At 70.2% G+C, this 13,748-nt stretch carries 13 protein-coding genes; 7 read left to right on the top strand and 6 right to left on the bottom strand.

Annotated elements, in window-relative coordinates; genetic code table 11:
- Positions 1-9: 9 nt before the first annotated feature.
- Positions 10-2,349: an ATP-dependent helicase gene (locus AC2D8W_RS03575; protein WP_484670361.1), complete on the bottom strand. Its 2,340-nt coding sequence runs from the start codon at positions 2,347-2,349 to the stop codon at positions 10-12.
- Positions 2,350-2,409: 60 nt separating this feature from the next.
- Positions 2,410-2,637: a ribbon-helix-helix domain-containing protein gene (locus tag AC2D8W_RS03570; RefSeq protein ID WP_484670360.1), complete on the bottom strand. Its 228-nt coding sequence runs from the start codon at positions 2,635-2,637 to the stop codon at positions 2,410-2,412.
- A 113-nt stretch (positions 2,638-2,750) separates the two neighbouring features.
- Here AC2D8W_RS03570 and AC2D8W_RS03565 point away from each other — a divergent pair, with 113 nt between their 5' ends.
- The gene (locus AC2D8W_RS03565; protein WP_484670359.1) at positions 2,751-3,521 is read left to right on the top strand and encodes a Coq4 family protein; all 771 of its coding nucleotides are present in this window, start codon (positions 2,751-2,753) and stop codon (positions 3,519-3,521) included.
- Here AC2D8W_RS03565 and AC2D8W_RS03560 read toward each other — a convergent pair.
- On the bottom strand, positions 3,518-3,691 hold the full coding sequence (locus AC2D8W_RS03560; RefSeq protein WP_484670358.1) for a DUF4169 family protein: 174 nt from the start codon (positions 3,689-3,691) through the stop codon (positions 3,518-3,520). The two genes, AC2D8W_RS03565 and AC2D8W_RS03560, sit on opposite strands and share 4 nt — an antisense overlap.
- Positions 3,692-3,748: 57 nt before the next feature.
- Here AC2D8W_RS03560 and AC2D8W_RS03555 point away from each other — a divergent pair, with 57 nt between their 5' ends.
- The gene (locus AC2D8W_RS03555; protein WP_484670357.1) at positions 3,749-3,985 is read left to right on the top strand and encodes a DUF2171 domain-containing protein; all 237 of its coding nucleotides are present in this window, start codon (positions 3,749-3,751) and stop codon (positions 3,983-3,985) included.
- A gap of 65 nt (positions 3,986-4,050) precedes the next feature.
- Positions 4,051-5,415, top strand: a complete 1,365-nt coding sequence (locus AC2D8W_RS03550) for a M28 family metallopeptidase (RefSeq protein WP_484670356.1) — start codon at positions 4,051-4,053, stop codon at positions 5,413-5,415.
- A 9-nt stretch (positions 5,416-5,424) separates the two neighbouring features.
- On the opposite strand, the gene AC2D8W_RS03545 is transcribed toward AC2D8W_RS03550, so the two are convergent.
- From AC2D8W_RS03545 to AC2D8W_RS03535, 3 genes are all read right to left on the bottom strand, one after another.
- Positions 5,425-6,627 carry a pyridoxal phosphate-dependent aminotransferase gene (locus AC2D8W_RS03545; protein WP_484670355.1) on the bottom strand — a complete coding sequence of 401 codons (1,203 nt, stop codon included), beginning with the start codon at positions 6,625-6,627 and terminating at the stop codon, positions 5,425-5,427.
- A gap of 134 nt (positions 6,628-6,761) precedes the next feature.
- On the bottom strand, positions 6,762-7,958 hold the full coding sequence (locus AC2D8W_RS03540) for a calcium-binding protein (RefSeq protein WP_484670354.1): 1,197 nt from the start codon (positions 7,956-7,958) through the stop codon (positions 6,762-6,764).
- Between the two features lie 90 nt (positions 7,959-8,048).
- Positions 8,049-9,434, bottom strand: coding sequence for a calcium-binding protein (locus AC2D8W_RS03535; protein ID WP_484670353.1), 1,386 nt, complete (start codon positions 9,432-9,434; stop codon positions 8,049-8,051).
- 148 nt (positions 9,435-9,582) lie between these two features.
- Here AC2D8W_RS03535 and AC2D8W_RS03530 point away from each other — a divergent pair, with 148 nt between their 5' ends.
- The 4 genes from AC2D8W_RS03530 (at position 9,583) to AC2D8W_RS03515 (ending at position 13,731) form a co-directional block, all read left to right on the top strand.
- Positions 9,583-10,293: a TVP38/TMEM64 family protein gene (locus tag AC2D8W_RS03530; protein ID WP_484670352.1), complete on the top strand. Its 711-nt coding sequence runs from the start codon at positions 9,583-9,585 to the stop codon at positions 10,291-10,293.
- The gene (locus tag AC2D8W_RS03525; protein WP_484670351.1) at positions 10,290-10,907 is read left to right on the top strand and encodes a glutathione S-transferase family protein; all 618 of its coding nucleotides are present in this window, start codon (positions 10,290-10,292) and stop codon (positions 10,905-10,907) included. Before AC2D8W_RS03530 ends, AC2D8W_RS03525 begins: the two co-directional genes overlap by 4 nt.
- 206 nt (positions 10,908-11,113) lie before the next feature.
- Positions 11,114-12,703 (top strand): 2-isopropylmalate synthase, encoded by a 1,590-nt coding sequence (locus tag AC2D8W_RS03520; RefSeq protein ID WP_293480037.1) that lies wholly within the window; start codon positions 11,114-11,116, stop codon positions 12,701-12,703.
- A 146-nt stretch (positions 12,704-12,849) separates the two neighbouring features.
- Positions 12,850-13,731 carry an EamA family transporter gene (locus AC2D8W_RS03515; RefSeq protein WP_484670350.1) on the top strand — a complete coding sequence of 294 codons (882 nt, stop codon included), beginning with the start codon at positions 12,850-12,852 and terminating at the stop codon, positions 13,729-13,731.
- The last annotated feature ends 17 nt before the right edge of the window (positions 13,732-13,748 follow it).

The raw sequence follows: 13,748 nt of genomic DNA, 5'->3' as shown, positions 1-13,748 counted from the left end.
TCGCCGCCATCACTGCTTCTCCACGAAGCTGTCGATGACCTTCTTCTCGCCGGCCTTGTCGAAGTCGACGGTGAGCTTGTTGCCCTCGACCCCGCGGACGAGGCCGTAGCCGAACTTCAGGTGGAAGACGCGGTCGCCGCGCTTGAAGTCGCTGCCGGCCGAGCTGTCCGAGGTGGCCACCAGGCGGCCGTCGCCCTCGATCACCGCCTGCCGGCCGGGATGGCTGCCGCGGTACTGGTTGGCCTGGGCGCGGCGCCAGCCGGGGCTCTCGTAGCCGCCGCCGAAGTTGGGGTCGGCGTCCCAGCGGCTGCCGTGCTGCTGCATGCCCGGGCCGCCGCCGTAGTAGCCGGTCTCGGAGCTGGCCTCGACGTGGCCGGGGGGCAGCTCGTCGACGAAGCGGCTGGGGAGCTGGCTGGTCCAGCGGCCGTAGACCTGGCGGTTGGCGGCGAAGCTGATCCGCGCCTCCTCGCGGGCGCGGGTGATGCCCACGTACGCCAGCCGGCGCTCCTCCTCGAGGCCCTTCTCGCCCTTCTCGTCCATCGAACGCTGCGAGGGGAAGACGCCTTCCTCCCAGCCCGGCAGGAACACCAGCGGCCACTCCAGCCCCTTGGCCTGGTGCAGGGTCATCACCTGGACGGAGTCCGCCTGCGGCCCGCGCTCCAGCTCCATCACCAGCGAGACGTGCTCAAGGTAGGCCTGCAGGGTCTCGTAGCCGCCCATCGACTGCACGAGCTCCTTCAGGTTCTCGAGCCGCCCCTGCGCCTGGGGCGACTTGTCGAGCTTGAGCATGTCCGTGTAGCCGCTTTCCTCCAGCACGGTCTCCATGAGCCGGGCGTGGGCCACGTGCTCGCTCTGTCCGCGCCAGCGGTCGATATCGCGCAGGAAGCCGCCGAGCGCGGTCCGGGTCCGCGCCGGCAGTTCGTCGGTCAGCACCAGCTGGCGCGCCGCGGTCATGGCCGTGACCCCGCCCAGCCGGGCGACCTGCAGCAACTTCTGCACGGTGGTGTCGCCGATGCCGCGCTTGGGCTGGTTGACGATCCGCTCGAAGGCCAGGTCGTCGTCCTCGGACTGGATCAGGCGCAGGTAGGCGATGGCGTCGCGGATCTCGGCGCGTTCGAAGAAGCGCGGCCCGCCGATCACCACATAGGGAATCTGCAGCAGCACGAACCGCTCTTCGAAGGCGCGCATCTGGAAGGCGGCGCGCACCAGGATGGCGATGTCGGAGAAGCGGCGACCGCGCCGCTTGGCCGTCTCGATCTCGTCGGCGATCAGGCGGCTCTCGCCTTCGCCGTCCCAGACCCCGCGCACGATGACCTTCTCGCCGCCCTCGGCCTCGGTCCACAGGGTCTTGCCGAGCCGGCCCTTGTTGGTGGCGATTAGGCCCGAGGCGGCGGCCAGGATGTGGCTCGTCGAGCGGTAGTTGCGCTCCAGGCGGACCACCTTGGCGCCCGGGAAGTCCCGCTCGAACCGCAGGATGTTGTCCACCTCGGCGCCGCGCCAGCCGTAGATCGACTGGTCGTCGTCGCCCACGCAGCAGAGGTTCTGGCTCTTCTGGGCCAGGAGGCGCAGCCACAGGTACTGGGCCACGTTGGTGTCCTGGTACTCGTCCACGAGCATGTAGCGGAAGCGGTTGTGGTACTCGGCCAGGACGTCCGGCTGGCTGGTGAAGATCGTGAGGTTGTGCAGCAGGAGGTCGCCGAAGTCGCACGCGTTGAGGATGCGCAGGCGCTCCTGATACAGCCGGTAGAGGGCCTGGCCGCGGCCGTTGGCGAACTGCTGGCTCTCGGCGGCGGGCAGCTGATCGGGCCGCCAGCCGCGGTTCTTCCACTGGTCGATCAGACCCCCGAGCAGCTTGGCGGGCCAGCGCTTGGGGTCGATGTTCTCGGCCTCGAGGATCTGCCGGATCAGCCGCTCCTGATCGTCGGTGTCGAGGATCGTGTAGTTCGACTTCAGGCCCACAAGCTCGGCGTGGCGGCGCAGGATCTGCGCGGCGATCGAGTGGAAGGTGCCCAGCCAGCGCAGCCCCTCGGCCGAGGGGCCGATGATGGCGGTGATCCGCTCGCGCATCTCGCGCGCGGCCTTGTTGGTGAAGGTGACGGCGAGGAGTTCCCAGGGCCGGGCGCGGCCGGTGGCCAGGATGTGCGCCAGGCGGGTCGTGAGCACGCGCGTCTTGCCCGTGCCCGCGCCAGCCAGCACCAGCACCGGCCCCTCCACCGCCTCGACGGCGGCGCGCTGCTCGGGGTTCAGGCCGGCAAGATAGTCCGCCGGCCGGGCGTCGGCGCGGGCGAGGTCGGAGATACGCGGGGCGGGCGGACCGCCGAACAGGTCCATCGAGTCGGTGTCGGGCATCGGAACATATGTAGCACATCGCGCCCGCCGCTTAAGGCGCGTCGCGTGCGCGGGATGGTTTCAGCTCCCGCCGGGTTCGTGGCGCTGCGCGAACATCAGCGCCGCCACGCGGCACGCGCTGGCGAGCGGGCGGTCGCCGCGGTCGCGGTCGATGGCTGCGATGAGGGCGGCGAGGCTGGACCCGCGTTGCCGCGCCATTTCGTCCAGCACGGCCCAGAACTCCGGCTCCAGCGCGATGGAGGTCGCGTGGCCGGACAGCTGGACGGAGCGCTTCTTCAGCATCGCCATGGGCTTGCGTTTACGGCTTTCGCTTACGCCGATACAGCCCTCTTGCCAAAACCTGACGGAGGCGTCATTTTATCTGGACACTGTTCACATCGAGCCACGAGCGCCACGCCCCCATGACCCTCGCCGCCGAAACCACCACCGACTTCCGCCCCGACGAACCGCGCTGGGACGCGGCGAAGATGCGCTGGGGCCACGCCTGGCGTGCGCTGCAGAAGCTGCTGGCCGACAAGGACGACACCCACCAGGTCTTCGAGATCATGCGGGCGCTCAATGGCCGGTCCACGGCCAATGGCTATCAGCGCCTGTTGCAGACGACCCACGGCGGCCGCATCGCCTACGCCCGCGAGGAGTTCGCCAGGAAGCTGATGGACGACGCCTGGCTGGACAGCCTGCCCGCCGGCAGCGTCGGCGCCGCCTACCGCGAGTTCATCCGTTCGGAACATCTTTCGGCCGAAGGCCTCGCCGACGTGAGCCGCGAAGGCGGCAACGAGATCGAGGAGCAGCACCCTTACGCCTGGTTCGGCCGGCGGACCCGCGACGTCCACGACATCTGGCACATCCTCTCGGGCTACCATCGCGACGCCCTAGGCGAGGCGTGTCTGGTGGCGTTCTCGTTCGCCCAGACCGGCGGGCTCGGCTGGGCGCTGATCGCCTTCGGCGCCTGGACGCGCGCGCGGAAGTCGAAGGACTACCCCTATACGAAGGCGATCTGGCAGGGCTACCAGCGCGGCAAGGCCGCCAAGTGGCTGCTGGGCGAGGACTACGAGCGCATCATGGCCGAGCCGCTGGACGCCGCCCGCAAGCGCCTCGGCATCACGCCCGCCACCTGGTACGACGCGATCCCCGCCGAGGTGCGCGACGGCGCGTTGCCGAAGGCCGCCTAGTCCCGCTTCTTGCCGTCCAGCTCGCGGCGGGCGCGTTCCGCCTCGAGCTTCGAGACGGCCGTCTCGGCCTTGGGGCGGCCGAACTTCACCCGGTTCGCGGCCGCCTCGGCCTTGCGCGCGGTCTGCGCCCGCGCCTTGCGCGCCTTGTTCAGGTTGATCGGGTCCGCCACGGAAACCTTCGTCGGATCATGCTCGTTAGGCCTGCAGCCTATGACGAGGAGACGCGCATGATCCAGACTTCGGAGATCCAGGAACACATGGAAGTCGTCGGCTCGGACGGCGGGCACGTCGGCCGTGTCGATCAGGTTTTCGGCGCCGACATCGAGCTTGCCAAGTTCGACATGGGCGCGGGTCTCAAGCATCACCTGATCCCGCTGACCTGGGTGGACCACATCGAAGGTGACAAGGTCTGCCTGAACCTGACCCGCGAGGCCGCGAAGGCCGGCTGGCGCGCGAAGCACTAGCCACTCCGCCCGACGGTCTGCCATGACAGTCCGCTCAACCGTCGTGGGCGGACTGGAGAGGCGGCGTGAAGGTCTTCGTGTTGATTGCGGCGGCGCTTGGCCTTGCCCTGCCGGCCGCCGCAGCCCCGGCGCGCACTGCAAAGGTCTGCGCCGACTGCGTCACCGAAACCATGCGTCACCTCGCCGATCCGAAGATGCGCGGACGCGCCTGCGGCACGGCCGACGAGAACGCGGCGGCCCGCTACCTGGCCGATCGGCTGAAGCGCTACCGGGTCAAGGGCGCAGCCCCTGGGGGCGGTTACCTGCAGGCCGTGACGTTCCGAACGCCCACCTACGCGTCGCCGCCCAGTCTCGCGGTGGGCGGGCTGACCCTGACGCAGGGCCGCGAGATCGTGACGGTCGACCCGGCGGACGCCATCGAAGCGCCGCTGGTGCGCGTGGGCCTCGCGGCGCCCGAGGCGGCGGCCGGCAAGGTGGCCCTGTACGAGGCGCCCTATGATCCGAAGGCGGTGGGCGTGTTCCTGCGTGCGGGCGCCGCGGCCGTGATCGCCCCCGCGCCGGACAGCGTTCTGCGGGCCTGGGACCAGCTTGCCGAGCGCGGGCCCCGGGGCGTCCAGATCCTGGGTGTGGAGGAGCCGCCCGTCGCGGCCCAGACCAAGGGCCCGACGGTCATCTTCGCGCGGCCCGAAGCGCTGGCGCAGCTTCGGGCGCTGGAGGGGCAGGTCGCGCGGCTCGCGGCGCCGCGGGGCGCGCCCGTGGAACGGACCACCTACAACGTGCTCGCCGCAATCCCCGGCCGGACCAAGGCGGGCCGCGCCCAGGAGGCCGTGCTGCTGAGCGCCCACTACGACCACGTGGGCGTCCGGGGCGGGGTCGTCTATCCGGGCGCCAACGACGACGCCTCGGGCACGGCGGCCGTCGTCGAGTTCGCGCGCATGCTGGCCTCGGGACGCGCGCCGAAGCGCACCGTCCAGTTCGCGCTGTTCGGCTGCGAAGAGGAAGGCGGGCACGGCGCCAGGTACTTCCTGGCGCACCCGCCGGTTCCGCTGTCGACGCTGGTCGCCAACCTCGAGTTCGAGATGATCGGCGTGCCGGACCCCAAGGACCGGAAGGCGCTGATGCTCACGGGCTGGGAGCGCACCGACCTCGGCCCCGCGCTGAGGGCGCAGGGCGCCTCGCTGGTCCCCGATCGCTACCCCGAGCAGAACTTCTTCCAGCGCTCGGACAACTACCAGCTCGCCCGCAAGGGCGTGGTCGCCCAGACCATCAGCGCCTGGCCGATCCCGCCCACCTACCACCAGCCCACGGACACCCTGGAGAACCTCGACCTGACGTTCATGGTCGAGGTCATCCAGTCGCTGGCCGGACCCATCCGCTGGCTGATCGACGGCGAGTTCCGCCCGGCGTGGAACCCGGGGATGCAGCCCTGACGGCGGCGCCTACTTCACGTTGGCGCAGAACCGCTGGATGCGCTGGCAGGCGTCCTCCAGCACGCTGTTGGCCGTGGCGTAGCTGACCCGGAAGTGCGGCGAGAGGCCGAAGGCCGCGCCGTGGACCACGGCCACGCCCTCGGTCTCCAGCAGCTCGACGGCGAAGTCCGCGTCCGAGCCGATGACCTTGCCCGACGGCGCGGTCTTGCCGATCAGGCCGGCCACCGACGGATAGACGTAGAACGCGCCTTCCGGCGTCGGGCAGTGGATGCCGCGGGCCTGGTTGAGCATCGAGACCACCAGGTCGCGCCGCTGCTCGAACAGCTTGGCGTTGGGCTTGATGAAGGCCTGCGTGCCGTTCAGCGCCTCGACCGCCGCCCATTGCGAGATGGACGCCGGGTTCGAGGTGGTCTGGCTCATGACCTTGCGCATGGCGTTGATCAGGGGCTCGGGGCCCCCGGCGTAGCCGATGCGCCAGCCGGTCATGGCGTAGGCCTTGGAGACCCCGTTCATGGTCAGGGTGCGCTCGTAGAGGCCCGGCTCGACCTGGGCGATCGTCGAGAATTCAAAATCCCCGAAGACCAGGTGCTCGTACATGTCGTCGGTCAGGATCCACACATGCGGGTGCCTAAGCAGCACGTCGGCGAGGGCGCGCAGCTCGGCCCGCGTGTAGGCCGCGCCCGACGGGTTCGAGGGCGAGTTCAGGATGATCCATTTGGTCTTCGGCGTGATCGCGCGCTCGAGGTCGTCCGGCCGGACCTTGAAGTTCGTCTCCGCGCTGGTCGGCAGCGCGACCGGCTCGCCGCCGGCCAGCAGCACGATGTCCCAGTAGCTCACCCAGTAGGGCGTCGGGACGATGACCTCGTCGCCGGGGTTCAGCGTGGCGAGCAGCGCATTCCAGATCACCGGCTTGCCGCCCGGCGAGACGTTGATCTGGCTGGGCTTATAGGTGAGGCCGTTCTCCCGGTAGAACTTGGCGCAGATGGCCTCCTTCAGCTCGGGGATGCCGTCGACGTTGGTGTACTTGGTCTTGCCGTCGCGGATCGCCTTGATGGCGGCGTCCTTGATGTTGTCCGGCGTGTCGAAGTCGGGCTCGCCGGCAGCCAGGCCGATGACGTCCTTGCCCTGGGCTTTCAGCTCGCGGGCCTTCGCGTCGGCCGCGAGGGTCGCGGACGGCTTCACGCGGGCGAGCGCGGCGGACTCCAGGGACATGGCGGATGAGCTCCCGGCCTTAAGGGTTGGACGGCCGCGGACATAACCCATGCTGCGCCGCATTCAAACCGCCGCTTGGCGCGAAGTGGCCCGGGCGCGGTGGCTCGCCGCGCGCCGGGCCTTCGGGCTCTCCGTCAGCCGAAGTTGTTCAGCGAGATGTCGGCCAGGGTGCGGCCGACGAGCAGGACCGAGACGTCCGCGCCGTCGGCCGGGTCGCCCAGGTCGGCGAACACGTAGACGTCGCCGCCCACCTGCGCCGCCACATACTTCGCCCCGGCCGCCGAGATGTGCTCGTTGGCGATCGAGAGCGCCTGGGCGTAGTCGGCCGCCACGAACTCGGAATAGCTGCGCGGCAGGATCGAGCCGCCGCCGTCGGCGACGAAGATGCTGACCTCCGGAAAGTGGAGCGAGTCGTGCGCTTCCCAGTCCAGGATCTCGGCGTCGGCGCCCGCCGACGGCATGGTCTTGCCGATGATCTCGAACCGATCGCGTCCGGCCCCGCCCAGCAGCTTGTCCCTGCCTGCGCTGGCCGCCGTCAGGGTGTCGTCGCCGGCTTCGCCCGCCAGGGTGACGGCCTCGGGACCCTGCGCGGCCAGGCGGTCGTTTCCGTCGCCGCCGTAGATGAGGTCCTGCCCGAAGCCTCCGGAGAGGTTGTCGTCGCCGTCGCCGCCCATGAGCGTGTCGTCGCCCAGGCCGCCGTGGATCTCGTCGTCGCCGCGGTCGCCGAAGAGGAGGTCTCCGCCATCCCCGCCGCCGATGACGTCATCGCCCTGGCCGCCCAGGAGCGTGTCGCGGCCCGCGCCGCCGATGATCTCGTCATCGCCGAGGTTGCCATGGGCCCAGTCGCCCTGCTCGCCGGGCAGGCCGGGGCTTTCGCGGCCGGTCAGGATGACGTCGTCCCCCTGGCCGCCATAGAGGGTGTCGGCGCCGGCGCCGCCGACCAGGGAATCGTCGCCGCCGTTGCCCTGGACGAGATCGCGCCCGTCGCCGCCGTCCAGAGTGTCCGCGCCGGCGCCGCCGTAGGCCGCGTCGTCCGCAGGGCCGCCCGAAGCGCGCTCGTCGCCCGTGTCGCCGATGTAGAGCCGGCTGCCGTCGGCCATCACCAGTCCGCCGGTGCGTGACAGCTGCGCGAGTTCGGTCCCGAATGCGACCGTGCGACCGCCGAAGGTGACGAGAATGCGCGGGAGTTCCGGCGACAGGGCCAGGGGGTCGACCGACTGGTAGACGACGGTGACGCGGTTCGCGGGGCCGCCGTTGAAGGTCAGCGTGTCGCCGGCGCGGATGTTCAGCGCCTGCTCTGCCGTGATCGTGTCGAACGCGTACGCGGGCAACGGAAGGGCCTCCTCAAGCAACGGGAGCCCGACAACTCGCCCATGTTGCGTAAAAATGCAACGTGAAAATACGTAAGTCCGCGTGCGGCGTCAGATGAAGTTCGCGCCCGAGATGTCCGCCAGCGAGCGGCCCACCAGGATCGCGCCCGTTTCGACCGTGTTGCGGCCGCCGTCGACGAACAGCACGACGTCGCTTCCGACCTGGATCGCCATGACCTCTATGACGCCGGCCGCGAAGGTGTTCTGCGCCGCCAGAACCGCCGCGGTGAAGTCGGCGGCGCTGGTCTCGCTGTAGGCCTGGCCCACGACGAAGCTCAGGCGCAGCTTGTCCGTGACGCTCCAGTCGGTGATCCGGTCCAGGCCTGTCGGCTCCAGGGCGAAATAGGGATCGTCGAGGACGAAGACGTCCGAGCCCGAGCCAGGTCCCACGTCGCCGGTGAGGGTGTCGAGCCCTGTCCCGCCGTCGATGGTGTCGGCCCCGTCGCCGCCGGTGATCCGGTCGTTGTCGGCGCCGCCCTGGAGGATGTTGGACCCGATGCGCGCCGACAGGACGTCGTTGCCCGCGCCGCCGTCGAGTACATCGTTGCCGGCGTTCGAGCCGCCCGAGACGAGCGTGTCGGCGCCTCCGCCGCCCAGCAGCGTGTCGGCGCCGTTGCCGCCCAGGATCGAGTCCGATCCCTCGTCGCCGTTGACGCTCGCGCCCGGGTGCGACGCGGGGGTCTCGTTGGGCGTGATGATGATGCGGTCGTCGCCGTCGCCGCCGAAGACGGTCGAGATCACGGGAGTGTTGACGAGCGAGTCGACGATGCCGGTGTTCACCGTGATGACGTCGTTGCCGCCCTCGCCGGCGATCAGCCCGGCCCCGAGGATAACGTCGTCCCCGAGGTTGCCGTTGATGGTATCCCGCCCGCCCGAGCCGGTCAGGTTGTCGTTCCCCTGGCCGCCCAGGATGGTGTCCGGATTGCCCGAGCCGATGATCGTGTCCTCGCCCCGGTTCCCCTGCATGAAGTTGCGCGAGCCGATGGTCGTGACGCCGGCGACGAAGATGTAGTCGTTGTCCTGCCCGCCGTAGACGGTCTGGCTGCCGCCGTTGAGGATGATGCGGTCGTCGCCCTGGTTGCCCTGGACCAGCCAGAAGCCGCCGCCCACGCTCTCCAGGGTGTCGTTGCCGGCCCCGCCATAGGCGCCGCCGCTGCCCGTGGTCGCGGTAACGGTCAGGCGGATGTTGTCGCCGCCGGCGCTGCCCACCCAGAGTTTCGATCCGTCCGGGAAATTGGCGCGGGTCGCATTGGCCCCAAGGCTGAAGCCCGCGCCGAACGTCTGGGTCGTGGACCCGATGGTGACGTTGAAGGTGCCGTTTGCGTTGTAGATCACCGTCGTCTGCGTGGCCGAACCGGCCTCGACGGTGAGGATGTCGCTGGAGCTGAACGCCAGCGCCTGTGCTGCTTCGATCGTAGTGAAGACAAAAGTCGCCATGACGCCCCCCAGCGCGACGGCAGCGCTGCCGGGACGGCAGGGAACGCTGACACTCAACAACTATGGCGACATAGCTAGACCGGACTCGCGTATCCGGCCAGCCCCCCTGGGTTGACCGTGGTCGCCGAACAGGCGACCCGTCGGGCCGATGCGCCGCCTCGTCGCCTTCCTCTCGAACATGGACGCCCAGGCGTGGCGGACGCTGGCCGTCTCGTTCGTCCTGTTCGGCGGGGTCGGCGTCGTGTTCGTCTTCGGCGCCCAGCTGCTGGGCGTGGACTCCGAACGCACGCTGGAGGGCTGGCTGACCGCCGCCCGCGGCCCGTGGGCCCTGCCGCTGGCGGTGGCCGCGTTCGCCGCGCTCGCCTTCATCGGGACGCCGCAGATCGTGCTCATCGCCGCCGCGGTGGTGGCGTTCGGCCCGGTCTCGGGGGCGGCCTACAGCTGGATCGGGACGATGGTGTCGGCGCTGCTGGGCTTCTACCTGGGCCGCGCCGCGGGCGCCCGGGTGCTCGAACGGTTCTCCGGCGACGGCGTCCGCCGCTTCATGCGGCTGGTCGGCGAGAACGGCTTCCTGGCCAGCCTGATCGTGCGCCTCGTGCCATCGGCGCCCTTCATCGTCGTGAACATGGCGGCGGGCGTCACACCGATGCGCGCGCGCGACTTCGTGGCCGGGACCGGCATCGGCATCGTGCCCAAGATCGCGCTGACGGCGTTCGCGGGCGCCTCCGTGGTCCGGCTCCTGCGCGGCGAGATCGGACGCCACTGGGTGGAGCTGGCCGTGGTCGCCACGCTATGGCTGGCGCTGGGCTGGTACGCGCGAGGCTGGCTGGCCCGGCGAGGGAAGGACGACGGATCATGATGAAGCTCTACTATTCCCCCGGCTCGTGCTCGACCGCCTCGCACATCGCGCTGGAGGAGGCGGGCGCGGTCTACGAGGCCGTGCGTACGGACGCCCGTGTCGGCGACCAGCGGAAGCCGGAGTATCTGGCGATCAATCCGAAGGGCCGGGTGCCGTCGCTGGTCACGCAGCACGGGGTGCTGACGGAGACGGTCGCGATCCTGGCCTGGGTGGCGCGCGCCTACCCGCATGCCGAGCTGATGCCCGAGGACCCCTGGGCTTACGGGCAGGCCCTCTCGTTCATGAGCTATCTGGCCTCGACCGTGCACGTCGCCCACGCCCACCGCCACCGCGGCTATCGCTGGGCCACCGAGGAGAGCTCGTTCGAGGACATGCGCCGCAAGGTCCCGCAGTCGGTCGGCGATTGCTTCGCGCTGATCGAGCGCGAATTCTTCCGCGGGCCCTTCGTCATGGGCGACCAGCACACCGTCTGCGACGGCTACCTCTTCACCATCGCCGACTGGCTCGAAGGCGACGGGGTCGATCCCGCGCAGTTCCCCCGGGTGCACGAACACCGGGAGCGAATCCGCGAGCGGCCGGCCGTGAGGAAGGTTCTTGCCGAACTGGCGGCCTAGCGACGCATCCGCCGCAAGATACTTGCGGCTGGAGGCCCCTTTCGGTACAGACGCCGCCATGCGCACGCGGCTGAACAGCCTGCTTCTTCTCTCGCTGGGGCTTAGCCGCCCCTGGGCGCCTCTCTAGGCACGCGCAAGCTCGCGGCCGGGCGACCAGGGGTCTTTACGAACCTCCGCCCCATCGAACCGAAATCCGCGAGTTAGACATGACCAACCCCGTATCCGAACCCGCCGCCGCCCCGCCGTCGGCCAGCGACCGCGTCATCATCTTCGACACCACCATGCGCGACGGCGAGCAGTCGCCCGGCGCCTCCATGAGCCACGACGAGAAGCTGGAGCTGGCGAAGATCCTCGAGGACATGAAGGTCGATGTCATCGAGGCCGGCTTCCCGATCGCCTCGAACGGCGACTTCGAGGCGGTCCGCGCGATCTCCGAGATCGTCACCGAGAGCGTGGTCTGCGGCCTGGCGCGCGCCGGCGCCGCGGACATCGAGCGCGCCGCCGAGGCGGTCCGCCGGGCCAAGCGCGGCCGCATCCACACGTTCATCTCCACCAGCCCGGTCCACATGAAGTGGAAGCTGCAGATGGAGCCTGAGCAGGTGCTGGAGATGGTGACCAAATCGGTCACCCTGGCCCGCAACCTGTGCGGCGACGTGGAATGGTCGGCCGAGGACGCCACCCGCACCGAGCGCGACTTCCTGCTGCGCTGCATCGAGGCGGCGATCAAGGCCGGCGCCGGCACGATCAACCTGCCGGATACGGTGGGCTACTCCTATCCGTCGGAGTACGCAGACATGTTCCGGGACGTGATCGCGAACGTGCCGGGCGCCGACAAGGTGATCTTCTCCACCCACTGCCACAACGACCTGGGACTGGCCGTCGCCAACTCCATCGCCGGCGTCCAGGGCGGCGCGCGCCAGATCGAGTGCGCCATCAACGGCATAGGCGAGCGGGCCGGCAACGCTGCGCTGGAAGAGATCGTGATGGCGCTGAAGGTGCGGGGCGACAAGCTGCCCTTCGCCACCGGCGTCGAGACCCAGCACATCACCCGCGCCAGCCGCTACGTCTCGGCCATCACCGGCTTCCCGGTGCAGTTCAACAAGGCCATCGTCGGCAAGAACGCCTTCGCCCACGAGAGCGGCATCCACCAGGACGGGATGCTGAAGAACGCCGAGACGTACGAGATCATGAAGCCCGAGGACGTGGGCCAGATCGAGTCGAACCTGGTGATGGGCAAGCATTCGGGCCGCCACGCCTTCCGCGAGAAGTTGAAGGACCTGGGCTACGAGCTGGGCCAGAACGCGCTGAACGAGGCGTTCCAGCGCTTCAAGGATCTGGCCGACAAGAAGAAGCACGTCTTCGACGACGACATCATCGCCCTGGTCGACGACGCCCTGGCGAGCAGCGCCGACAAGGTGCAGGTCAAGCACCTGCGCGTCATCGCCGGCACCGAAGGGCCGCAGGAGGCCTTCCTGACCGTCACCATCGACGGCGAGGAGAAGAGCGCCAACGCGCAGGGCGACGGCCCCGTGGACGCGGTGTTCAACGCCATCCACGCCGTCGTGCCGCATGATGCGATCCTGCGCCTCTTCCAGGTGCACGCGGTCACCGAGGGCACCGACGCGCAGGCCCAGGTCAGCGTCCGCCTCGAGGACGATGGCCGGATCGCCACCGGCAGCGCCGCCGACACCGACACCCTGACGGCCTCGGCCAAGGCGTACGTCAACGCGCTCAACAACCTCTTCGCTCGCAAGGAGAAGAGCGCGCCTGGCGCCAAGGTCGCCAGCGGCTTCTGACGCCGCGTTCCCTCCCCGTGAGGGGAGGGTGGCGAGCGCTGCAAGGCGGTGGGCAAACCTGCCGCCTCCACAAGCCTCGCCCGAACCCGGTCACCCTGGCCGCGCCGCGGCCTGTCCTCCGCTGAAGGGGGGCATTGGAGCAAGGCATGCTCTGGATTCTGCTGACGGCGGCGGCCGCGCCGCTGCAGGTGGCGCGCAATGCGCTGCAGCGCGGCCTGGTGGGCGAGGCGGGCCCCTGGGGCGCCACGCTCGTGCGCTTCCTGTTCGGCCTGCCGTTCTCGATCGGGCTGTTCGCGCTGGCGGTCCTGCTGACGCCGGACGCGCGGCCCGACCCGTCGCTGCGCTTCCTGGCCGGCGTCTCCGTCGGGGCGGTGGCTCAGGTCGCGGCCACGGGATTTCTCCTGCTGGCGATGGGCCGGTCGGGCTTTGCGGTGGCGACCGTGTTCCAGCAGTCCTCGCTGCCCCTGGGCGCCGTCCTGGGGTGGATCGCGCTGGGCGACCGGCTCTCGGCGGGCGCCTGGACCGGCGTCTTCGTCGCAACGGCGGGGCTGCTCGTGCTGAGCTGGCCTCGTCGCGCGGACCTGCGCGGCAGCGCGGCGGGCGCCGCCCTGGGGCTGGCGTCGGGCGCGGCCTTCGCGGTCGCGCTCAACGGCTACCGGCAGTCGGGACTGGCGCTGGAGCCGGCCCATCCCATCTACGCCGCCCTGGCCGGGCTCGTCGTCGCCCAGGGGCTGCAGTCCCTGCTGCTCGGAGGCGCGCTGGCGGTGATGCAGCCACAGGCGCTGAGGGCCGTCCGCGAATCCTGGAAGGCGTCGCTGGGCGCGGGGGCGTTCGGGTCGGCCGCCTCGGCATGCTGGTTCGCCGCCCTGGCGCTGGCGCCGGCGGCGCCCGTGCGGGCCGTGGGCGTCATCGAGGCGCCCATCGCCGCGGCGGTCGGCCGCCGCCTCTTCCGCGAACGGCTGTCCGCCCGCCAGTGGATCGGCGGCGTCCTCACGAGCCTGGGCGTGGTGCTGACCGCGTTGGGCTGAACACGCCGCTCGCGCTG

This window comes from Phenylobacterium sp. T106, from assembly GCF_057219735.1.
The sequence above is the reverse complement of the archived record's forward strand: the minus strand, read 5'-3'. Positions and strand labels throughout refer to the sequence as shown.

Bases quoted from the DNA above. Each gene is read 5' to 3' on its own strand.
- AC2D8W_RS03575 (WP_484670361.1), bottom strand. From the start codon at position 2,349: ATGCCCGACACCGACTCGATGGACCTGTTCGGCGGTCCGCCCGCCCCG.
- AC2D8W_RS03570 (WP_484670360.1), bottom strand. From the start codon at position 2,637: ATGGCGATGCTGAAGAAGCGCTCCGTCCAGCTGTCCGGCCACGCGACC.
- AC2D8W_RS03565 (WP_484670359.1), top strand. From the start codon at position 2,751: ATGACCCTCGCCGCCGAAACCACCACCGACTTCCGCCCCGACGAACCG.
- AC2D8W_RS03555 (WP_484670357.1), top strand. From the start codon at position 3,749: ATGATCCAGACTTCGGAGATCCAGGAACACATGGAAGTCGTCGGCTCG.
- AC2D8W_RS03545 (WP_484670355.1), bottom strand. From the start codon at position 6,627: ATGTCCCTGGAGTCCGCCGCGCTCGCCCGCGTGAAGCCGTCCGCGACC.
- AC2D8W_RS03535 (WP_484670353.1), bottom strand. From the start codon at position 9,434: ATGGCGACTTTTGTCTTCACTACGATCGAAGCAGCACAGGCGCTGGCG.
- AC2D8W_RS03530 (WP_484670352.1), top strand. From the start codon at position 9,583: ATGCGCCGCCTCGTCGCCTTCCTCTCGAACATGGACGCCCAGGCGTGG.
- AC2D8W_RS03525 (WP_484670351.1), top strand. From the start codon at position 10,290: ATGATGAAGCTCTACTATTCCCCCGGCTCGTGCTCGACCGCCTCGCAC.
- AC2D8W_RS03520 (WP_293480037.1), top strand. From the start codon at position 11,114: ATGACCAACCCCGTATCCGAACCCGCCGCCGCCCCGCCGTCGGCCAGC.
- AC2D8W_RS03515 (WP_484670350.1), top strand. From the start codon at position 12,850: ATGCTCTGGATTCTGCTGACGGCGGCGGCCGCGCCGCTGCAGGTGGCG.